Origin of the sequence: Streptomyces scopuliridis RB72, assembly GCF_000718095.1 — a bacterium.
GTDB lineage: Bacteria > Actinomycetota > Actinomycetes > Streptomycetales > Streptomycetaceae > Streptomyces > Streptomyces scopuliridis.
The window spans coordinates 49,134-70,318 of the sequence record NZ_JOEI01000033.1 but is presented as its reverse complement, the minus strand read 5'-3'; the positions used below and the strand labels follow the sequence as shown (position 1 = coordinate 70,318).

Here is a 21,185-nt window from a genome sequence, read left to right as displayed (position 1 = left end):
GCCTTGCGATCGCCGCTCGGCATCCGAAGGAGGAATCAAGGCGCCGAGACGGAGAGAGCGCAGCGAACGCAGTGCACCGGACGCCGCCAGGCCCGCCCTCCGGGCGAACGGCGCTACTTTGAAGACAGGCCCTAGGGTGGACGGATGAGCATGACGACTCCGCCGGGCTGGTATCCCGATCCAGGTGTCCCGACCACCGAACGCTGGTGGGACGGGACTTCCTGGACCGGGCACACCAGACCGCTCGGCGCGGGCAGCCAGGCTGACGGCGGCGGCCCCGAAAGCATCGGCGTCGGAAGCGTCGAGGCCGGAAGCGGCGGTCGGAAGAGTGGCGGCGGCAGGCGGGGCGGGCTGGTGGCGGTCCTCGTCGCCGGGGTTGTCCTCGTGGTGGCCGTCGCCGCCGGAGTCGTCCTGCTCGGTGACGACGAGCCGGCGGCCCGGCCCCGGGCCACGGGAGGCGGCACCCCCGAGCCCTCTCCGACACGGGAGAAGAACAGCGGCGCCCCCGACGCGACACCCAGCGAGGACCCCAGGGTCCTTGTCGACCAGCTGAACGGCATCACACTGCCGATCCCACAGGGCTGGGAGCGGCCCGAGTCCACGGTCGACAACGCCGTCACCATGACGACCGTGGACACCTACGACTGCCCGCACGACTCCGGGCCGTTCTGCCGCTGGGGTACGGTCACCTCCCGCAGCACCACCGAGAGCGATGGGCTCTCCGCCGAGGCCCTGGCCAAGAAGGACATCTCCCGAGCGGCCGACGGCACCTACGAGGAGACCGCCCTCGGCGACCGCCGCTACGGCGGCATCACGTCCCACAAGGTGCTCGCGTCCGAGTCCGCCGTGGTCGCGGGACGCACCGGATATCTGGTGCGGTGGCAGGTCACCACCGGCGCGGGCCCCGGTGGCTATGTCCAGTCGCTGGTCTTCCCGTCGACCTCCGGGACCGAGTCCCTGATCATCGTGCGCTTCGCCTTCGACAAGGGCGCGGAGGGACCGCCGCTCACTCTGATGGACACGATCACCGAGGGCATCCGCCCGATCGGCGATGTCTCGGGCGGCGTGGGCAGCTCCATCGGCCCCTGACGCGCGCCCTCGGAGGAGCATGTCAGAGGAACGTGCGGCCCTCACCCCGGTACGTCGGCACGGCCGCCACCACTCGGTCGCCCTCGACCAGCTGCAACGTGTCGAAGCGCTCGCACAGTTCACCCGCCTTGGCATGCCGGAACCACACCTTGTCGCCGATCAGCAGATCGTCGGCGGCCGGCCCGAGCAGCGGGGTCTGCACCTCGCCGGCCCCCTCCTGCCCGTCGTAACGCAGCCCTTCGGGCAGATACGGCGCGGGCAGCCGGTCCGCACCCGGCGCCCCCGACGCCGGATAGCCGCCGCCGAGCACGGTCACGACCCCCACACCCGGCCTGCGCACCACCGGCTGGGCGAAGAGCGCCGCCGGACGGCCCGTGAACGATGTGTAGTTGTCAAAGAGCCGTGGAACGTAGAGCCCCGAGCCCGCGGCGATCTCCGTCACCGCCTCCTCGGCCGCGGTGTGCTGGACGCTGCCCGTGCCGCCGCCGTTGACGAACTCCAGCTCCGGCGCGACGGCCCGCACCGCGCGCACCACAGCCGCGCGCCGCTCCGACAGCTCCTTGCGGGCCGCGGACTGCATCAGCCGGATCGCACGCGACCTCAGCGGCCGTCCTGCCAGGGCGTCCCCTACCCCGGCCACATGTCCTTCGTATGCCATGAGCCCGACCAGCCGGAATCCGGGGCGTCGGGCTATCGATCTGGCGAGCTCGGCCAGTTGGGCCGGCTCGCGCAGCGGGGAGCGCAGTGCACCAATCCTGACCCGCCCGCCGAACAGCCGCAAGGCCGTGTCCAGTTCAAGACAGATCCGGAATTCCTCACGTCCGCCGTCCCGCGCCGCGTCGATGAGGTCCAGCTGCGCCGGGTCGTCGATCATCACGGTGACGGCGGCAGCGAGCTTGGGATCGGCGGCCAGCTCCGCGTAGGCGGCGCGGTCCGCCGACGGATAGGCGAGGAGCACGTCCTCGAACCCGGCCCGCGCGAGCCACAGCGATTCGGCCAGTGTGAACGACATGATCCCCGCGAAGCCGTCGCGCCCCAGCACACGTTCCAGCAGCGCGCGGCAGCGCACCGACTTGCTCGCCACCCTGATCGGCTTGCCCGCCGCCCGCCGGACGAGATCGTCCGCGTTGGCGTCGAACGCTTCGAGATCGACCAGGGCGAGCGGGGCGTCGAGATGAGCGGTGGCGCGGTCGTACCGTGCCCGGTCAGTGGCGCGCGGAGTCATGGACCGAGCTTGCCAGACGGGATTACCGCACGGTAGGGGGATGATCTGGGCAGATCACCACGGGCCTTCGCGGTCGTTCCCGCCGGGCCCGCTCCACCCCGTAGAGTGACGCACACGCCGCGTCGAACGGGCCTGTTCCGTACGGCGAATCGGTATGTGGTGGGACCGGTCTGCACAGGTGGCACAGGGGGACGGATGAGTACCGAAGCGCGACGCGCTCCCGTACCGCCCCGCCCGGCGGCACCACCGCCCGCGCCGGAGTCCGAGGCGGCCAAGGCCGGGGAGGACGCGCAGTCCGACGCCCCGCGTCCGCCGAGATCACGGATCTCGGACGCGCTGCTGCCCCCGCCCGAGCCGGTGCGGATACCACCACCGCCGTCCGGACCTCCCGCTCCACCGGCCGCCAAGTCCCCGGCCCCGGCAGGGAATCCGGCCCCGCGCCCGGCCGGCCCTCCGGCGCAGACGACAGCCCCGACGACAGCCCCGGCTCCGCCCGCCGGTTCAGCCCCGGCGCCCGTCGAGATCACCACCCGCCTCCGGCCGGTGCCCTCCGCCCCCGTCGAGATCACGACCCGCCTCCGGCCCGTGCCCCCGGCCCCCGCCGGAGCGGTGCCGCGCGTGCCGCCCCGGCCTTCCGCGCCACCCTCGCTGCCCGTACCCCCCAGGCCGCCCCTGCGCTCGCCCGGGTCCCTGCCCGCGCCGCCGCCGTACCCCTGGGGCGGGCAGCGTCCCGAGACGCCCCAGGAGACCACCACCAGGCTGCGCCCCGTGCCCTCCCGGCACCATCCCTTCAGGGTCGCCGCCGCGGTGGCCTGCGTCGTGCTGGGGCTCGGGCTGATCGGGGGCGCCGCCACCGGGAGCTGGCTGACCGGGGATTCGGCCGCCGACCCCGCCGCCCGGGACACCTTCGCCACCGCACGCGGCCTCTGGCACAGCGTGCCCGTCGACACCCTCTTCCCGCGCACTCTCGCGGGGGACGGCGCCGGGCCCGGCGGAGCGGACCGTGAGTGGACGAGGATCGGCGTCGCACCCGACAGCGGCTGCGCCGGCACCCTCGACCCGCTGCTCCTCGGAACGCTGCGCCCGGTCGGCTGCGCGCGCGTGCTGCGTGCCACATACGTCGACGCCACGTCCAGCAACGTCACCACCGTCGGTCTTGTCTTCACCCAGGCCGACGCCGTCGCGATGGACACCCTGCGCACCCGGTTCCGCAACGAGAGCCTCGGTGAACGCGCAGATCTGATGCCCCGTACGTTTCCCGTCAAGGGCACCGTCGCGGGCGGGTTCGGTGACGCCCAGCGCGCGAGCTGGACGGTGAACGTACTCACCGAGGCGCCCGTCGTCGTGTTCGCCGTCTCCGGCTTCGCCGACGGACGGAAAGTCCCCGCTCCCCAGCCCGTCGACAAGGCCATGGCCAAGGGCGCCACGACCGCGCCCGCGCAGTCCGGCCTCGGCCACGAGGCCAAGGGCATCGCGGACCGGATAGAACGAGGGCTGCGCAAGACCGTCAGCGCCCGAACGGCGGCCTCTCAATGACCCCGAACCCTCCCGGCATGACTCCCAACCCTCCAGGCCGTCCCGCGCGCCGCCACCGCCTCGCCGCCACCCTCGCCGCCGCGTCCGTCCTGCTGCTCGTTTCCGCCCCTCCGGCGCACGCCGACGCCATCCGGGCGCAGCAGTGGGCCCTCGACGCCATGCACACCGAGGAGGCGTGGCGCACCGCGCAGGGCAGGGGCATCACCGTCGCCGTCCTGGACACCGGCGTCGACGCCACCCATCCCGACCTGGAGGGACAGGTGCTGCCCGGCCGGGATCTGATCGGCTTCGGGGCGCGCAGCGGCGACCGCGCCTGGGCCCGGCACGGCACCGCCATGGCCGGCATCATCGCCGGACACGGCCATGGCCCCAACCGCGCCGACGGGGTCCTCGGAATCGCGCCCGAGGCGAAGATCCTCCCCGTACGCGTCATCCTCGAAGGCACCGACCCCGCCCGCGCCAAGGCCCGTTCCTCCAAGGGCGGCGCCCTCGCCGAAGGCATCCGGTGGGCCGCCGACCACGGCGCCGACGTCATCAACCTCTCCCTCGGCGACGACAGCGAGTCCGCCCATCCGGAACCGGGGGAGGACGCGGCCGTCCAGTACGCCCTGGCCAAGGGCGCCGTCGTCGTCGCCTCGGCGGGCAACGGCGGCGAGAAGGGCGACCATGTCTCGTACCCCGCGGCCTATCCCGGGGTGATCGCGGTGACGGCCGTCGACGAGTACGGGACGCGCGCCGCGTTCTCCACCCGCCGCTGGTACGCCACCGTCAGCGCACCCGGCGTCAATGTGGTCATCGCCGACCCTGACCGCCGCTACTACGAGGGCTGGGGCACCAGCGCCGCCGCCGCCTTCGTCTCCGGCGCCGTCGCGCTCGTACGCTCCGCCCACCCCGATCTCACCCCGGCGCAGATCAAGAAGCTCCTCGCGGACACCGCGCGCGACGCGCCGAAGGACGGCCACGACGACGCCCGCGGGCACGGTCTGGTCGATCCCGCCGCCGCGATCAAGGCCGGGGCGAAGCTGTCCCGTACGGATCTGAAGAGCGAGGCAGCGGGCGCCGACGGATACGACAAGCGGTACTTCGGCAGCGGCCCCGACGCCCCGCGTGAGAACTCGGAACCCGCCGCCTGGCTCGCCCCCGCGGTGGGCGGCTCCGGGGCCCTGCTGCTGGCCTGCGCGGTCCTGCTGTGGCGCGGCGGGCTCAGACGAACCGGCGTACGGCGCTGACGGCCGCCTCCTCGACCCGCGCGATCCCCGCGTCCTTTGTTGTATGGCCGTCGGACAGCACGGCGACCAGACAGTTCCGTACCCGCCCGACCGAGTGCACGACCCACAGACCGCTGTCGCTTCGCGGCAGCCAGCCGTTCTTCAGCGCCCAGTCGCCGTCCGCCGCCGCCGCGGAGATGCCCCAGTCCTGTCCGGGCACCACGCGCCCCATCAGCCCCGCCAGATAGCGACGCGACCTCTCGTCAAGACCGGCGGACGCCGCCGGATCCGCGCCGCCGAACACCGCCTTCAGCAGCGTCAGCTGATCGCGCGCGGTGGTGCGGGTGAGCCCCCAGGCCGGCGCCGCCGACGTCCGGGTCATCCCGAGCCGGGCATGCGCCGTGTCCAGTCCCGCCACACCCCCGGCCGCCGCCCGCAGCGCCGTCGCCGCCTCGTTGTCGCTGCGCTCGATCATGGCCTCCGCGAGGCGCTCCTCGCCGGCCGTCAGCCACCGCCCCGAGTCCCGCGCCCGCAGCAGCAGCGCCGCCAGGACCGCGACCTTGACCACGCTCGCGGTGACATACGTCCGGTCCTCGCCCGACGCCCACGCGCCCCCGCCTGCCAGGTCGTACACCGCGACCGAGAGATCCACCCGACGACCGTACGTCCCGACGGGACCCTTAGGCTCGTCCCGTGGCCATCAAGAACATCCCCGACCCCGGTTTCTCCGACGACGACGGCACCGCCGCTCCCGAGCTGACGGCCGCCCTCGCCGCTTGGGCCGGGGACCGGTCGGCCGAACCGCGCGTCCTGGCGGCGCTCAAGGACGCCCGGCTGCTGGTTCCCGTGGTCGCCGTGCTCGGTGAGGCGGAGGAGGACGAGGAGACCGGCCTGCGCCGCGAGAAGACCAGTGACATGGCCGTGCCGACCCTCCAGGCGGGCGACCGCCGCGCGCTGCCCGCCTTCACCTCCGTCGAGGCGCTGGCCCGCTGGAACCCGGAGGCCCGGCCCGTCGCCGTACCGCTGCGTCAGGCGCTCCAGGCAGCCGCGCACGAGCGGGCGGACACGGTGGTGATCGATCTCGCGGGCCCTGTGCCGTACCAGCTCACCGGCCCCGCGCTGCTCGCTCTCGCCGAGGGCCGCACCAGCACCGATCCGCTCGCCGATCCCGCCGTCGGCGCGGCGGTACGGTCCGCCGTCGCCGCCGAGCCCGCCGTGCTCCGCGCGCATCTCGGCCCCGGCAGCGCGGACGGCACGCTCGCGCTCGTGCTCGACCCGGCCGCGCATCCGGCCGAGGCCGCCCGCAGGATCGCCGAGGCCCTCGCGGCCGATGACGTACTGAGGGCCCGCCTGGTACGCGGACTCGACCTGGCACTGCTGCCGGCCGAGGCCACGCCACCCGGCGAGCCCCTCTTCGTACGCGCGTGAAGTACGAGTGAAGTACGCGTGAGGTACCTGAAAGCAGTGGAGCCGGATCAGCCGTAGACCGGCCCCGTGTACTTCTCGCCGGGGCCCTTCCCCGGCTCGTCCGGTACGAGCGACGCCTCGCGGAACGCCAGCTGGAGCGACTTCAGTCCGTCACGCAGCGGAGCCGCGTGGAAGGAACTGATCTCCGTCGCGCTCGCGTCCATCAGCCCGGCCAGCGCGTGGACCAGCTTGCGCGCCTCGTCCAGGTCCTTGTGCTCGTCGCCCTCCTCGGTCAGACCGAGCTTGACGGCGGCCGCGCTCATCAGATTCACGGCGACCGTGACGATCACCTCGACGGCGGGTACTTCCGCGATGTCGCGGGCCATGGCGTCATAGCCGGGGGTTTCCTGGGGGGAGGTCGCGTCGCTCATGCTCCACACGATAGGCGTACGCCCGAGTGGCTCCGGCCCCGGGAGCGGAGTGGTACGCGGGGGTTCGCACCACCCCCGGGGAGCTGCTAACCTTGTGTAACGACCGGTCGGACACGTGCGTGCCCGGCCCACAAGTGGAGGCTCCGATCTCCCACCTGGCCGCTCCTCAGGGGCGGCGGGTCACCGGTCAGGTGGTGCCCATCGTTCCGTACGGACGATGGAACCGCCCGATGCGCCCCGTGGCATACGCGCGGCGGTGCTCCGGTATTCGAGGAGCTCCTGCCTGTGTGCCGTCCGGGGCATTTTTGATGTTCCGCCGCGGTTGGTCTGTATACAGAGACGTTACGCGGCTGTCTGCCAGGCGGTCGTGTGGTGCTACCGAGGAGGATCCATCAGCGCCGAGCCCCGCATCAACGACCGGATTCGCGTTCCCGAAGTGCGACTTGTCGGTCCCAGTGGCGAGCAGGTGGGCATTGTCCCGCTCGCCAAGGCCCTAGAGCTTGCGCAGGAGTACGACCTGGACCTGGTCGAGGTCGCGGCGAACGCCCGTCCGCCCGTGTGCAAGCTCATGGACTACGGGAAGTTCAAGTACGAGTCGGCCATGAAGGCCCGTGAGGCGCGCAAGAACCAGGCGCACACGGTCATCAAGGAGATGAAGCTCCGGCCGAAGATCGACCCGCACGACTATGACACCAAGAAGGGTCATGTCGTCCGGTTCCTCAAGCAGGGTGACAAGGTCAAGATCACGATCATGTTCCGTGGTCGTGAGCAGTCCCGCCCCGAGCTGGGCTTCCGACTGCTCCAGCGTCTCGCTTCGGATGTCGAGGAGCTCGGCTTCATCGAGTCGAACCCGAAGCAGGACGGCCGGAACATGATCATGGTTCTTGGCCCGCACAAGAAGAAGACCGAGGCCATGGCCGAGGCCCGTGAGGCGCAGGCCGCCCGCAAGGCGGAGCGCCAGGGGTACGCGACCGAGGAATCCGCGGCCGAGGCTCCGGCCGAGGCATCTTCCGAAGCGTGATCCGGGGGGCGCCGACAGGCGGCGCCTCGGGTCCGGTCCGGACCAGAACCACATACCAGAGATATGACGCTCCCGAGCGCCGGCCGACCGGCCGGCTGGGAGCGCCACTGACGAGGAGAGAGCGGCGCCATGCCGAAGAACAAGACGCACAGCGGTGCAAAGAAGCGCTTCCGCGTGACCGGCTCGGGCAAGGTGCTCCGGCAGCGTGCCGGCCGTCGCCACTACCTGGAGCACAAGCCCTCGACGCTGACGCGCCGCCTCGCCGGCACCGTCGAGCTCGCGCCGGGCGACGCCGCCAAGGCGAAGAAGCTTCTCGGCCTGTAGTCCCGCGTCCCGCCGCGGCGCGGGACCAGGACACCTACAGGGACCAAGCCGTTCTTGGGTCACGCCACCACCCGTGACCCAGCTACAAGGAGTTAACACGTGGCACGCGTCAAGCGGGCAGTCAACGCCCACAAGAAGCGCCGGGCAATCCTCGAGGCGGCCAGCGGTTACCGCGGCCAGCGCTCGCGTCTGTACCGGAAGGCGAAGGAGCAGGTCACTCACTCCCTCGTTTACAACTACAACGACCGCAAGAAGCGCAAGGGCGATTTCCGTCAGCTGTGGATCCAGCGGATCAACGCCGCTGCCCGCGCCAACGGCATCACCTACAACCGCTTCATCCAGGGTCTGAAGGCCGCCAACGTCGAGGTGGACCGCAAGATCCTCGCCGAGCTGGCCGTCAATGACTCCAGCGCGTTCGCCGCGCTCGTCGAGGTCGCCCAGAAGGCCCTCCCGAGCGACGTCAACGCCCCGAAGGCCGCCGCCTGACCCGTCAGGCCGCCGTACTTCCCGCCGGACCCGCAGGCAGCGCGCCTGCGGGTCCGGCGCGTTCCACGCGTACCCGCGCGTCCCTGCGTCCTCCCGTACGCGTAGCCACCCGTACGTCACCCGTACGTCCTCATACGAGAAGTGAGAACCGCCGTCCATGGGCACCCCCGAGCTGATCTCCCCGCGTTCCCCGCGCGTCACGGCCGCCAGGAGACTCGCCAAGCGCGCCTTCCGCGGCAAGGAACGCCGGTTCATCGCGGAGGGGCCGCAGGCCGTACGGGAAGCGGTGGCCCATCGCGGTGACGGCGGGGAGCCGACGCTCATCGAGCTGTTCACCACCGTCGAGGCCGCCGAGCGGTACGCCGACATCGTCGAGGCCGCCCGCGCCACCGGGGCCCGGGTGCACTTCGCCCCCGACGCCGTGCTCGCCGAGGTGTCCCAGACCGTCACCCCGCAGGGGCTGCTCGGGGTGTGCCGGTTCCTCGACTCGCCCTTCGAGGAGATCCTGCGGGCCAGGCCCCGGCTCGTCGCCGTACTGGCGCATGTCCGCGACCCCGGGAACGCCGGTACGGTGCTGCGCTGCGCCGACGCGGCGGGCGCCGACGCCGTCGTCCTCACCGACGCCTCCGTCGATCTCTACAACCCCAAATCGGTCCGGGCGTCCGTCGGCTCGCTCTTCCATCTGCCGGTCGCCGTCGGCGTCCCCGTCGAGCGGGCCGTCCAGGGGCTCCGGGACGCGGGCGTACGGATCCTGGCCGCCGACGGCGCGGGCGAGAACGACCTGGACGACGAGCTGGACGCGGGCACCATGGGCGGGCCCACCGCCTGGATCTTCGGCAACGAGGCATGGGGGCTGCCGGCCGAGACCCGCGCCCTCGCGGACGCGGTGGTACGGGTGCCGATCCACGGAAAGGCCGAGAGTCTGAACCTCGCGACGGCCGCTGCCGTATGTCTCTATGCCTCGGCGCGCGCCCAGCGCGTGCGCGGTACGTGCTGAGGGGGTCCCGCTCCGTCACGTTCAGCTAGTACTGTTGCGCTTTCTGGGGCCCACTGAGCTACGCGGAAGAGGTGGGATGCGGGGATGAGTGTCGGGGCGAGCGGACCCGCCGCGGTCCAGGGAGCCTTACCGCCCCCGTACGGGACCGGCGCGGGTGAGCGGACCGGTATGGATGAGCGGATCGGCGCGGGCGACGGGGGGATCCACCCCGACGAGCTGCCCGACGGGCTGGTCGTCGCCGACGAGACCGGCCGGGTGATCTGCTTCAACGCCGCCGCCGCCCGGATCACCGCCGTCCCGTCCGCCGACGCCCTCGGCCATCCGCTGGAGCGGGCGCTGCCGCTGGAGGATCTGAAGGGCCGCCGCTGGTGGGCGCTGACCGATCCGTACGGCGGACTCGCCACCCGGGTCGGCCAGCCCGAGCGCAATCTGCTGCTGCCGGGCGGCCGGGAGGTCCTGGTCTCCGCCCGCTACGTACGCGCGTACCCGACCGGGCCCCTGCGCCGGCTCGTCATCTCCATCCGGGGCACGGAGGCGCGGCGCCGTACCGAACTGAGCCACGCGGAGCTGATCGCGACCGTCGCCCATGAGCTGCGCTCCCCGCTCACCTCCGTGAAGGGGTTCACGGCGACGCTGCTCGCCAAGTGGGAGCGGTTCACCGACGACCAGAAGCGGCTGATGCTGGAGACCGTCGATGCCGACGCCAACCGGGTCACCCGGCTGATCGCGGAGCTGCTGGACATCTCCCGGATCGATTCGGGCCGGCTGGAGGTGCGCCGCCAGCCGGTGGACATCGGCGCGGCCGTCGGCCGCCATGTCCAGTCGCACACCGCCGCGGGCCAGTCGCCGGACCGGTTCCTCGTACGCATACAGCAGCCGCTGCCCGATCTGTGGGCGGATCCCGACAAGATCGATCAGGTGCTCGGCAATCTGCTGGAAAACGCGGTGCGCCACGGGGAGGGAACCGTCACCATCGAGGTGGCCGCCGCGACGCTCAGCCACGCGACGCGGCCGGAAACCGAGACGGAGACAGAGAAGGGAACGGCCGTCACCGTGTGCGACGAGGGTCCCGGCATCCCCGAGGAGTCGATGGGCCGTGTCTTCACCCGCTTCTGGCGGGGGAGCAAGCGCGGCGGGACCGGCCTGGGCCTGTATATCGTCAAGGGCATCGTCGAGGCGCACGGCGGGACGATCACCGTCGGCCGCGGACCCGGCGGCGGTGCCGAGTTCCGATTTATCCTGCCCGTCGGCGCTCCGGCCTACCTGTCCTGAGCGGCCCACGGGCTTCTTCACCTTCGTACGACCTTTAGACTCGACTTTTGGCACCTTCGCGCCTTCGCGCTCCCCAGTGATCGAGCAGGGTCGTTTCGCCAGCCAAACGGAAGTACGGAAGAGATGTCGGCACCCAACAAGTCGTACGACCCAGTCGAGGTCGAGGCACTGAAACCGGAAGAGATCGAGCGGATGCGGGACGAGGCGCTCGCCGCCTTCGCCGCCGCCGGTGATCTCGACGCGCTCGCCCACGCGAAGACCGCGCACACCGGAGGTACCTCGCCGCTCGCCCTCGCCAACCGGGAGATCGGCGCCCTGCCCCCCCAGGCCAAGGCCGAGGCGGGCAAGCGCGTGGGCCAGGCCCGCGGCGCCGTCAGCAAGGCCCTGGCCGCCCGCCAGAGCGAGCTGGAGGCGGAGCGGGACGCCCGGGTGCTGGTCGAGGAGGCGGTGGATGTCACGCTGCCGTACGACCGCACCCCGGCCGGCGCCCGCCACCCGCTGACCGGCTTCATGGAGCGGGTCGCGGACGTCTTCGTGGCCATGGGCTACGAGGTCGCCGAGGGCCCCGAGGCCGAGGCGGAGTGGTTCAACTTCGACGCGCTCAACTTCGTGCCCGACCACCCGGCGCGCCAGATGCAGGACACCTTCTTCGTCCAGGGCCCCAAAGGCACGGAGGGCGACGAATCGGGTGTGGTGCTCCGTACCCACACCTCGCCCGTCCAGGCGCGCGCCCTGCTCGACCGCGAGCCGCCGGTGTACATCGTCTGCCCGGGGCGGGTCTACCGCACCGACGAGCTGGACGCCACGCACACCCCGGTCTTCCACCAGATCGAGCTGCTCGCCGTCGACGAGGGCCTGACCATGGCCGATCTCAAGGGCACCCTGGACCACATGGTCCAGGCGCTCTTCGGCGCGGACATGAAGACCAGGCTCCGGCCGAACTTCTTCCCCTTCACCGAGCCGTCCGCCGAGATGGACATGGTCTGTTACGTGTGCCGGGGCGCCTCGGTCGGCAACCCCGACCGGCCCTGCCGCACCTGCGGCAGCGAGGGCTGGATCGAGCTGGGCGGCTGCGGCATGGTCAACCCCAAGGTGCTCATCGCCTGTGGCGTCGACCCCAAGAAGTACAGCGGATTCGCCTTCGGGTTCGGGATCGAACGGATGCTGATGTTCCGCCACAACGTCGAAGACATGCGAGACATGGTCGAGGGTGACGTCCGGTTCACCCGGCCGTTCGGGATGGAGATCTGATGCGCGTCCCGCTTTCCTGGCTGCGGGAGTACGTCGACCTGCCGGCGACGGAGACCGGCCGTGACGTCCAGGCCAAGCTCGTCTCCGCCGGTCTGGAGGTCGAGACCGTCGAGCAGCTCGGCGCCGGGCTCAAGGGCCCCCTCGTCGTCGGCAAGGTGCTCACGATCGAGGAGCTGGAGGGCTTCAAGAAGCCCATCCGCTTCTGCACGGTCGATGTCGGCACGGCCAACGGCACCGGCGAGCCGCAGGAGATCGTCTGCGGCGCCCGGAACTTCTCCGTCGGCGACAAGGTCGTCGTGGTCCTCCCCGGCGCCGTCCTGCCCGGTGACTTCGCGATCTCCGCGCGCAAGACGTACGGCAGGACCTCGCACGGAATGATCTGCTCCGGCGACGAGCTGGGCATGGGCGACGACGGATCGGGCGGCATCATCGTGCTCCCGCCCGAGTACGAGGCCGGCACCGACGCCATCGCGCTCCTGGAGCTGGTGGACGAGGTCCTGGACATCGCCGTCACCCCCGACCGCGGCTACTGCCTCTCGCTGCGCGGGGTCGCCCGCGAGACCGCCATCGCGTACGGGCTGACCCTGCGCGACCCGGCGCTGCTCGACGTGCCCGCGCCGAACTCGTACGGCCACCCGGTGAAGATCGCCGACCCGAGGGGCTGCGACCGCTTCACGGCCCGTACGGTCACCGGCCTCGACCCGGAAGCGCACAGCCCCATCTGGCTGCGCCGCCGGCTCCAGAAGGCCGGGATGCGGCCGATCTCGCTCGCGGTCGACATCACGAACTACGTGATGCTGGAGCTCGGCCAGCCGCTGCACGCGTACGACCGCTCCCGGCTGGAGGGCGCCATCGGCGTCCGCCGTGCCCACGAGGGCGAGAAGATCACCACGCTCGACGGTGTCCAGCGGGTGCTGGACGCCCAGGACCTGGTCATCACCGACGATCGCGGGCCCATCGGCCTCGCCGGTGTGATGGGCGGCGCGAACACCGAGATCGCCGACACCACGGCTCCCCCCGAGACGGGCGAGGTCCAGGGCACCACCGATGTGGTGATCGAGGCCGCGCACTTCGACGCGATCTCCATCGCCCGTACCGCGCGCCGCCACAAGCTGGCCTCCGAGGCGTCCAAGCGCTTCGAGCGCGGGGTCGACCCGCAGGCCGCGGCCGCCGCCGCGCAGCGGACCGTCGACCTGCTGGTGCTGCTCGCCGGCGGTTCCGCCGGGGCCGGGGTCACGGAGATCATCGCGCCCTCCGCGCCGCACACCATCGCCATGCCCGCCGACCACCCCGACCGGGTCGCCGGTGTCACGTACGGCCGGGAGACCGTCGTACGGCGGCTCCAGCAGATCGGCTGCGACGTCTACGGCCAGGACGAGCTGGTCGTCACCGTCCCGTCCTGGCGGCCCGACCTCGGCGAGCCCAATGACCTCGCCGAGGAGGTCATCCGGCTTGAGGGATACGAGAACCTCCCCTCGACGCTGCCCACCCCGCCGTCCGGCCGCGGGCTCACCGAGCGCCAGCGGCTGCACCGCCGGGTCGGCCGCGCCCTGGCCGGCGCCGGTTATGTCGAGGCGCTGAACTACCCGTTCCTCGGCGACGCGGTGCTCGACGCCCTCGGGCTGCCGGCCGACGACGAGCGGCGCCGCACGGTGAGGCTCGTCAACCCGCTCTCCGACGAGGAGCCCGCGCTGCGCACCACGCTGCTGCCGGGCCTGCTCACGGCGCTGCGCCGCAACGACGGCCGCGGGTCGCACGATCTGGCGCTCTTCGAGACCGGACTGGTCTTCCGGCCCACCGGCCACGAGACCGTGCCGGTACGGCTGCCCGTCGACCGGCGGCCGACCGACGAGGAAGTGGCCGCGCTCGACGCCGCGCTGCCGGACCAGCCGCGGTACGCCGCCGTCGTGCTGGCCGGCGCGCGCGAGCAGGCCGGCTGGTGGGGCAAGGGACGCCCCGCGGAGTGGGCGGACGCCGTCGAGGCGGCCCGTGCCGTCGCCCGCGAGGCCGGGGCCGAACTGACCGTACGGGCCGAGCGGTACGAGCCGTGGCACCCCGGCCGCTGCGCCGCGCTGTTCGCCGCCGTGGACGGCGAGGAGACGCTCCTCGGCCATGCCGGAGAACTGCATCCGCGCGTCGTGAAGGCGCTCGGGCTGCCGGACCGCACCTGCGCCATGGAGATCGATCTCGATCTGCTGGAGCGCGCGGGCGCCGGTGTGATCAAGGCGCCGCGGATTTCCACCTATCCGGTGGCCACGCAGGATGTTGCGCTTGTCGTACCGAGCGAAGTGCCGGCCGCCGAGGTGGAGCGGGCGCTGCGCGAGGGCGCGGGGGAACTCCTCGAATCCCTGCGGCTGTTCGACGTCTTCACCGGCGAGCAGATCGGTGAGGAGCACAAGTCGCTTGCCTACGCCCTGCGTTTCCGGGCGGCGGACCGCACACTGACGGTCGACGAGGCCACGGCGGCCCGTGACGCGGCCGTCGCGCTCGCCGCCGAACGGACCGGGGCGGTCCTGCGCGGCGCGTGACCACCCTGCCGCGCGCCGTCGCTGTACTGGCTCTCGGCCCGTGAGGGGCGCACCCGGATCACCGGATGCGCCCCTCACTCATTCGGGTGAGAAGTCCTGGCGTGTCACGTCATGGGGCTTCCGTGATCGACACAATCGATCAGGCCGAGACGGTCGACGTACGCCCCACGGCTTAGCGGCCGGGCGGCCGAGGGAGGCCGACGGATGAATCGGACCAAGGCGACAGAGGACGCGCAGGCGGAAGCGCCGGCCTCCTGGGGCCTTGTCGAATGCGCGCTCCCGGGCGGTCTGCTCACAGCGGTGATCACCTGGGAGCTGACCCGCCCGGCGGCGGACCGCGACGACCTGCTCTCGCGCATCGTGAACTGCGTCGTCTTCCTGCTGGTGGTGGCGTATCTGCTGATCCGCGTACGGCGGCGGGCGGCGCGGGAGCTGCGGGAGGTCAAGGCCGTGGCGCGGGCCGCCCAGGAGGTGCTGATCCGGACCCTGCCGCCCCGGCTGGACGGTCTCGCGCTCTCCGCACGCCAGCTCTCCGCCTCGCGCGGCGCCGATGTCGGCGGCGATCTGTACGAGGTGGTGGCCACGGCCTACGGGGTGCGGGTCGTCATCGGGGATGTGCGCGGCCATGGACTGCCCGCCATCGGGGCGGTGGCCGCGGTCCTCGGCAGCTTCCGGGAGGCCGCCCATGACGAGGCCGGGCTCGACGGCGTCCTGCGCCGGCTCGACCGCGCTCACCAGCGCCATCTGCGGGAGTTGGCGCGTCAGGAGCCGCCCGCCGCCGGTGGCCAGGAGCCGGACTCCCTGTCGGGGGAGGAGTTCGTCACCGTACTGCTGCTGGAGATCGGGGCCGACGCGGAGGTACGGGCTCTCAACTGCGGCCATCCCTGGCCCTATCGGCTCGGCCGGGGCGCCGCCCGGCTGGCCTCCGGCGAGCCGCTGCCGCCGCTGGGCGCCTTTCCGCTGCCCGCCGATCTGCTGCCGTACCAGTGCGGTCCGCTGCGGCCCGGTGAGGCGCTGTTCCTGCACACCGACGGCGCCGAGGACGCCCGGGACTCGGCGGGGCGGTTCTTCGCTCTGGAGGAAGCGCTCGCGCAGGCCGCGGCGGGCCCGCCCCTGTCCCCCGCCGCCGTGGTGCGCCAGGTCCACGCGGCGCTGCTGCGGCACACCGGCGGGCGGATCACCGACGACATGGCGCTGCTCGTGCTGCGCAACGACCGCCCACCGGTGGGCGATTCCTCACGCGTGCCCGCGCAGCCCGGCGGACCGGGCCTGTGCTGTACGTGGGTTTCCGCGCGGGAACCCACCACCCACGCGCCCGGCCCGGGATGACCCGGCGCGCCACCCCCGTCGAGCGACCCCGGCGCCGAACGACCGCTGTCGGAAAGCCCGCTGTCCGAAAGCCCGCTGGAAGGCCCCATGGCTGCCCCGGCCTCCCTGTCTCGTACACGCGCCGCCCGCTCCGCCGCGGAGTGTCGGGCAGGTCGGCGGGGCGGACGGCGCGGTTGCGGGCCACCGCACTGTACGAGGGGGAGCCGGCGGCCCGGCGCCTCTTTTGCGAGGCGATTCAGTCAACCGGTCCCGCGATCCCCGCGGCAGGGTGCACGGGGCGTGTTTCCGGGCATTACGTTCACACCCCGTGCGTTTCCCGTTCCACTACGCTGGTTCGGCCGAGCCACCGGAGGGGCACTCATGCACCCCAATTCTCTGCTCGATTCCCTGCTCGACGAGGCGGGTATCTCCCATGCCGGTCTCGCCGCGCGGGTCAACCAGGCGGGCCGGGCCAGAGGCCTCGCCCTGCGCTACGAACACACCGCCGTCTCACGGTGGCTGAAGGGACAGCGGCCACGCGGCCAAGTGCCCGACCTGATCTGCGCGGTGCTGAGCGAGCGGCTGCACCGCTCGCTCACGCTGGACGACATCGGGCTCGGGGTGACGGGAGAGTCGCTCGTACCGCATGGCACCCCGCTCTCCGGTTTCGTGGAACGGGCCACCGCGCTGTGGCGCTGCGACGAACAGCAACGTCCGCACATAGTGGGCGCCCCCACCGTCACCGGCACGCCCGCCGTCATGCCCGTCTGGGAGTGGGAGAACCCTCCCGAGGACGCCGATGTCTCCCGCAGCGGCCGCAACAAGGTCGGCCCGGCGGACATCAAGTTGCTGCGGTCGGCCAGGGCGCACTACGAGCTGATGTACCGCCGGGCGGGCGGAGTCGCCACCCGCGCCAGGATCGTCCGCTTCCTCAACGCCGAGACCGCCCCGCTGCTGCGCGGCGGGTACAGCGACGCGCTGGGCCGCCAACTGCACCGCGCCACCGGCGGTCTGGTCGCGGTGGCCGGTATCTGCGCGTACGACTCCGACGCCCATGGGCTCGCCCAGCGCTACTTCCACCAGGCGCTGCGGCTGGCCAAGGCGAGCGGGGACCGGGGTCTCGGCGCGTATGTGATCGCGCTGCTGGTCAACCAGTCGCTGCACATGGGGGAGTACCGCCAGGCCGTCGCCTTCGCCGAGGCGGCGCTGCGGACGGCCGGGCGCCAGATCACCCCGGCGCTCGCCGCGGATCTGTACGCGATGCAGGCCAAGTCGTATGCGCATCTCGGCGACGGCAGCGGGGCGCTCGGCTGTATCCGGCGCGCGGAGACGGAGGCGGAGCGCATCCGCCCCGGCCACGAGCCGGACGAGACGGGCTACGTTCAGCCGGGTCTGGTGAATGTACAGGTGGCGGAGGCGCTGCTCAGCCTCGGTGATCTGGCCGCGGCACGGGCGCACGCGGCGGCGGCCGTGGACACCCCGGCGCACGATCGCGGCCGGGTCCACCGGCTCGCGATGCTCAGCCATATCGAGTTGCGGCAGGGCGAGGCCGACCGCGCCGCCAGAACAGCGGCCGAAATGGCCGAGCGCGCAAGGGGGATGGAGTCCCAGCGCCTGCGAGACCGGTTGCGCGCCGTACAGGAACAGCTGGTGGCCAGCGGATCCACGGACGCCGAGGAGACGGCGGAACTCATCGAAGGCGCGCTGCGCGTTCCTCTGTGAGCCCCTTTATGAGCCCCCGCACGTTCCCGTCCGCCAAGACTGCTGCTGCGATATTGCCATCAACTTGTCGGAAGGTGGCAGAAACGTGCAGTGGACGAAACTTAGCGAACAGACCGTGTACGAGAACCGCTGGTTCCGGGTCAATCTCGCGGACGTCAAACTCCCTGACGGCCGGCATCTGGACCACTTCCTCATCCGGCTCCGCCCCGTCGCCGTGGCGACGGCGGTCAACTCCGCCAACGAGGTGCTGATGCTGTGGCGGCACCGCTTCATCACCGACAGCTGGGGCTGGGAGCTGGCCGCGGGGGTGGTCGAGGACGGCGAGGACATCGAGACCGCGGCCGCCAGGGAGATGGAGGAGGAGACCGGGTGGCGCCCGGGACCGCTCCGGCATCTGCTCACGGTCGAGCCGTCCAACGGCCTGACCGACGCCAGGCACCATCTCTACTGGGCGGAGGACGCCACGTACATCGGCCATCCCGAGGACGACTTCGAGTCCTCGCGCCGGGAGTGGGTCCCGCTCAAGCTGGTGCCGGACATGATCGCCCGGGGTGAGATCCCGGCCGCCAATATGACGGCCGGGCTGCTGATGCTCCATCACTTAAGGCTGGGCTAGTCCTGGCCGCCGGCACTAGCGGCCCAGGGACTGCCAGACCGCCACCGCCAGCGCTCCGAGCGAGCAGAGCGCCGCCACGGCGGGCAGCGGCCACCTGGCGTGCTCCAGGGCCGCGACGCGCGCGGCCAGATCGGTCACATCCTTGTCGGTCTGGTCGTTGCGCTGGGCCAGTAACGCCAGCCTGCCGTCGGTCCTGGCGAGACCGACGTCGAGGCTGCGCCGTAACTCGGCACACTCTTCGCCGACCAGAGAATGGTCAGAGGGGGTGGTCACGAATCCGCTCCTGTTCGGGAATGTCGTCCAACGGTTCGACGCCCGGCCCCGGCGGTGCCGGGACCAAGCGGAACCGAGTCAACTCCCCTTGTGCGCGGGGCAGCAGGGTGTGTGAATGGCATATGCGAGCACCCTTCGCACACGCCGTGCGAATTTTGCGACTCTCCGTAATCGTCACCCGTAGGAGTAGAAGCCCGCGCCCGTCTTGCGGCCCAGCCTGCCCGCGTCCACCATCCGCTGGAGCAGTGGGGACGCCGCGTACAGCGGCTCCTTGTACTCCGCGTACATCGAATCGGCGACCGACGCCACGGTGTCCAGGCCGATCAGATCCGAGAGCTTGAGCGGGCCCATCGGATGGGCACAGCCCAGCTCCATCCCGTTGTCGATGTCCTCGCGGCTCGCGATCCCCGACTCGAACATCCGGATCGCGGCGAGCAGATACGGAATCAGCAGCGCGTTCACCACGAATCCCGAGCGGTCCTGGGCCCGGATCGCGTGCTTGCCGAGCACCCCCTGGACCACGGCCTCGGCGCGCTTGACCGTCTCGTCCGAGGTCGTGAGCGCGGGGATCAGCTCGACCAGCTTCTGCACCGGGGCCGGGTTGAAGAAGTGGATGCCGATGACCTGGTCGGGACGCGAGGTCGCGACGGCCAGCTTGACCAGCGGAATGGAGGAGGTGTTGGAGGCCAGGATCGCGTCGGGACGCGTCACGACCTGATCGAGCACCTGGAAGATCTCCGTCTTGATCTGCTCGTTCTCCACGACCGCCTCGATGACGAGATCGCGGTCGGCGAACTCCCCGAGATCCGTGGTGAAGCTGAGCCTGCCGAGCGCCTCGTCCCGCTCCGTCTCGGTGATCTTGCCGCGTTCGGCGGCCTTCGAGAGGGAGTTCTGCAGCCGGGTACGGCCGATCTCCAGGGCCTCGCCGGTGGTCTCGGCGACCTTGACCTCCAGGCCGCTGCGCGCGGCGACCTCCGCGATGCCTGCGCCCATCTGGCCGCAGCCCACCACTCCGACGCGGGCGATATCGGTCAGGGTGTCGGTCACATCGTGCCTTTCGCTGGTCCGTGTCCCGGCAGGTCCCCCGTGTGATTCCGGCGCCCGCCCCGGGACAGGACGTTACTCCGCCGGGGTGTGTGGACGGGGTGCCGGGGCGGGCATGCTGAGGCCGTACGGCGGCCCGGGTTCCGGTGACCCGGCCGCGCGGACCGACACAGGGGACGGAGCATGGGGCAGATCGGCAGAAGAGGGTTCGTGGCGGCGGCGACAGGGGTGGTGACCTCGCTGGTCACGGCCGGGGACGTGGCGGCCGTCGCCGCGTCCGTACCACGGCGGCACGCCCCGCGCCGGGAGCTGCGCGGGATGTGGATCGCGACCGTCGTCAACCGCGACTGGCCCTCCGCGCCGGGGCTCACCGCCGACCGGCAGAAGGCCGAGCTGCTCCAGCACCTGGACACGGCGGTCGCCCGCGGGCTGAACGCCGTGGTCTTTCAGGTACGGCCCACGGCGGACGCGCTGTGGCCCTCGCCGTACGAGCCCTGGGCGCAGTACCTCACCGGCACCCAGGGCAAGGACCCCGGCTGGGACCCGCTGGGTACGGCGGTACGGGAGGCACACGCGCGCGGACTGGAGCTGCACGCCTGGTTCAACCCGTACCGGGTCGCCAACCACACCGACCCCTCGCGGCTCATCGCGACACATCCGGCCCGGGTCCACCCGGACTGGGTGCTGCCGTACGGCGGGAAGCTCTACTACAACCCCGGTCTGCCCGAGGTCAGGACGTTCGTCCAGGACGCGATGCTGGACGCGGTCAAGCGCTACGACATCGACGCCGTGCACTGGGACGACTACTTCTATCCGTATCCGGTCGCCGGACAGGTCTTCGAGGACGACGCGGCGTACGCGCGCTACGGAGCGGGCTTCCCGGACAAGGCGGCCTGGCGGCGGGACAACACCGACCGGCTGGTGCGGGAGACGGCCGAGCGGATCAAGAGGATCAAGAAGCATGTGCGGTTCGGGATCAGCCCGTTCGGGGTGTGGCGCAACGCCGCCACCGACCCGCTCGGCTCCGACACCCGCGCCGGGGTGCAGACATACGACGATCTGCACGCCGACACCCGAGGGTGGATCAAGAAGGGCTGGATCGACTACATCGTCCCGCAGCTGTACTGGAACATCGGCTTCGCCGCCGCCGACTACGCGAAGCTGCTGAGCTGGTGGGACGGCGTCGTACGGGGGACGGGCGTCGATCTGTACATCGGCGAGGCCCTCTACAAAGTGGGCGATCCGGCCCAGCCGGCCGCCTGGCAGGACCCGTCCGAGCTGTCCCGCCATCTGACCCTCGCCAAGGAGTACGCGGGGGTGCGGGGGCACTGCTTCTTCTCGGCGAAGGAGGTCGGCGCGGATCCGATCGGGGCGATGTCGAGGGTGGTGGCCGACCACTACGGGAAGCGCGCGGAGAAGTGAGCCCAGCGGTGCCGGACTTCCTGAC

At 71.8% G+C, this 21,185-nt stretch carries 20 protein-coding genes; 15 read left to right on the top strand and 5 right to left on the bottom strand.

Going from position 1 to position 21,185, the window contains the following annotated elements; translation table 11 throughout:
- Positions 1–144 precede the first annotated feature (144 nt).
- Complete coding sequence (locus tag IF11_RS0132250; protein WP_030355341.1) at positions 145–1,089, top strand: DUF2510 domain-containing protein; 945 nt, start codon at positions 145–147, stop codon at positions 1,087–1,089.
- A gap of 22 nt (positions 1,090–1,111) precedes the next feature.
- Here the strand turns inward: IF11_RS0132250 and IF11_RS0132245 are convergent, their stop codons facing one another.
- On the bottom strand, positions 1,112–2,314 hold the full coding sequence (locus tag IF11_RS0132245; protein ID WP_030355340.1) for an amino acid deaminase/aldolase: 1,203 nt from the start codon (positions 2,312–2,314) through the stop codon (positions 1,112–1,114).
- 195 nt (positions 2,315–2,509) lie between these two features.
- Here IF11_RS0132245 and IF11_RS42485 point away from each other — a divergent pair, with 195 nt between their 5' ends.
- Together IF11_RS42485 and mycP are read left to right on the top strand one after the other, a co-directional pair.
- The gene (locus IF11_RS42485) at positions 2,510–3,850 is read left to right on the top strand and encodes a hypothetical protein (RefSeq protein WP_240627934.1); all 1,341 of its coding nucleotides are present in this window, start codon (positions 2,510–2,512) and stop codon (positions 3,848–3,850) included.
- A 17-nt stretch (positions 3,851–3,867) separates the two neighbouring features.
- Positions 3,868–5,079 (top strand): type VII secretion-associated serine protease mycosin, encoded by a 1,212-nt coding sequence (gene mycP, locus IF11_RS0132235; RefSeq protein ID WP_030355338.1) that lies wholly within the window; start codon positions 3,868–3,870, stop codon positions 5,077–5,079.
- Here mycP and IF11_RS0132230 read toward each other — a convergent pair.
- Positions 5,054–5,710: a serine hydrolase gene (locus IF11_RS0132230; RefSeq protein WP_030355337.1), complete on the bottom strand. Its 657-nt coding sequence runs from the start codon at positions 5,708–5,710 to the stop codon at positions 5,054–5,056. The two genes, mycP and IF11_RS0132230, sit on opposite strands and share 26 nt — an antisense overlap.
- Positions 5,711–5,751: 41 nt before the next feature.
- Here IF11_RS0132230 and IF11_RS0132225 point away from each other — a divergent pair, with 41 nt between their 5' ends.
- Positions 5,752–6,486: an SseB family protein gene (locus IF11_RS0132225; protein WP_030355336.1), complete on the top strand. Its 735-nt coding sequence runs from the start codon at positions 5,752–5,754 to the stop codon at positions 6,484–6,486.
- A gap of 47 nt (positions 6,487–6,533) precedes the next feature.
- Here the strand turns inward: IF11_RS0132225 and IF11_RS0132220 are convergent, their stop codons facing one another.
- Positions 6,534–6,896, bottom strand: coding sequence for a DUF1844 domain-containing protein (locus IF11_RS0132220; RefSeq protein ID WP_030355335.1), 363 nt, complete (start codon positions 6,894–6,896; stop codon positions 6,534–6,536).
- 367 nt (positions 6,897–7,263) lie between these two features.
- On the opposite strand from IF11_RS0132220, the gene infC reads away from it, so the two are divergent.
- The 10 genes from infC (at position 7,264) to IF11_RS0132170 (ending at position 18,421) form a co-directional block, all read left to right on the top strand.
- Positions 7,264–7,917, top strand: a complete 654-nt coding sequence (infC, locus tag IF11_RS0132215; RefSeq protein WP_078491029.1) for a translation initiation factor IF-3 — start codon at positions 7,264–7,266, stop codon at positions 7,915–7,917.
- A 129-nt stretch (positions 7,918–8,046) separates the two neighbouring features.
- Positions 8,047–8,241, top strand: coding sequence for a 50S ribosomal protein L35 (gene rpmI / locus IF11_RS0132210; RefSeq protein WP_030355333.1), 195 nt, complete (start codon positions 8,047–8,049; stop codon positions 8,239–8,241).
- A 99-nt stretch (positions 8,242–8,340) separates the two neighbouring features.
- Complete coding sequence (gene rplT, locus IF11_RS0132205) at positions 8,341–8,727, top strand: 50S ribosomal protein L20 (protein WP_030355332.1); 387 nt, start codon at positions 8,341–8,343, stop codon at positions 8,725–8,727.
- 157 nt (positions 8,728–8,884) lie between these two features.
- On the top strand, positions 8,885–9,724 hold the full coding sequence (locus tag IF11_RS0132200; RefSeq protein ID WP_030355331.1) for a TrmH family RNA methyltransferase: 840 nt from the start codon (positions 8,885–8,887) through the stop codon (positions 9,722–9,724).
- An 84-nt stretch (positions 9,725–9,808) separates the two neighbouring features.
- A complete protein-coding gene (locus IF11_RS0132195) occupies positions 9,809–10,996 on the top strand; it encodes a sensor histidine kinase (RefSeq protein WP_030355330.1) in 1,188 nt (395 codons plus the stop codon).
- Positions 10,997–11,119: 123 nt separating this feature from the next.
- Positions 11,120–12,247, top strand: a complete 1,128-nt coding sequence (gene pheS / locus IF11_RS0132190) for a phenylalanine--tRNA ligase subunit alpha (RefSeq protein ID WP_030355329.1) — start codon at positions 11,120–11,122, stop codon at positions 12,245–12,247.
- Positions 12,247–14,775, top strand: a complete 2,529-nt coding sequence (pheT, locus tag IF11_RS0132185; RefSeq protein ID WP_030355328.1) for a phenylalanine--tRNA ligase subunit beta — start codon at positions 12,247–12,249, stop codon at positions 14,773–14,775. Before pheS ends, pheT begins: the two co-directional genes overlap by 1 nt.
- 204 nt (positions 14,776–14,979) lie before the next feature.
- The gene (locus IF11_RS0132180) at positions 14,980–16,104 is read left to right on the top strand and encodes a PP2C family protein-serine/threonine phosphatase (RefSeq protein ID WP_063759271.1); all 1,125 of its coding nucleotides are present in this window, start codon (positions 14,980–14,982) and stop codon (positions 16,102–16,104) included.
- A gap of 360 nt (positions 16,105–16,464) precedes the next feature.
- Complete coding sequence (locus tag IF11_RS0132175) at positions 16,465–17,805, top strand: NsdA family TPR-like regulatory protein (RefSeq protein WP_030355326.1); 1,341 nt, start codon at positions 16,465–16,467, stop codon at positions 17,803–17,805.
- Positions 17,806–17,890: 85 nt separating this feature from the next.
- Positions 17,891–18,421 carry an NUDIX hydrolase gene (locus IF11_RS0132170; protein WP_030355325.1) on the top strand — a complete coding sequence of 177 codons (531 nt, stop codon included), beginning with the start codon at positions 17,891–17,893 and terminating at the stop codon, positions 18,419–18,421.
- Between the two features lie 15 nt (positions 18,422–18,436).
- Here IF11_RS0132170 and IF11_RS0132165 read toward each other — a convergent pair whose 3' ends face one another.
- Positions 18,437–18,694 carry a hypothetical protein gene (locus IF11_RS0132165; protein WP_030355324.1) on the bottom strand — a complete coding sequence of 86 codons (258 nt, stop codon included), beginning with the start codon at positions 18,692–18,694 and terminating at the stop codon, positions 18,437–18,439.
- A 174-nt stretch (positions 18,695–18,868) separates the two neighbouring features.
- The gene (locus tag IF11_RS0132160) at positions 18,869–19,729 is read right to left on the bottom strand and encodes a 3-hydroxybutyryl-CoA dehydrogenase (protein ID WP_030355323.1); all 861 of its coding nucleotides are present in this window, start codon (positions 19,727–19,729) and stop codon (positions 18,869–18,871) included.
- Between the two features lie 192 nt (positions 19,730–19,921).
- Between IF11_RS0132160 and IF11_RS0132155 the strand changes: the two genes are divergently transcribed.
- Positions 19,922–21,160: a glycoside hydrolase family 10-like protein gene (locus IF11_RS0132155; protein ID WP_030355322.1), complete on the top strand. Its 1,239-nt coding sequence runs from the start codon at positions 19,922–19,924 to the stop codon at positions 21,158–21,160.
- The last annotated feature ends 25 nt before the right edge of the window (positions 21,161–21,185 follow it).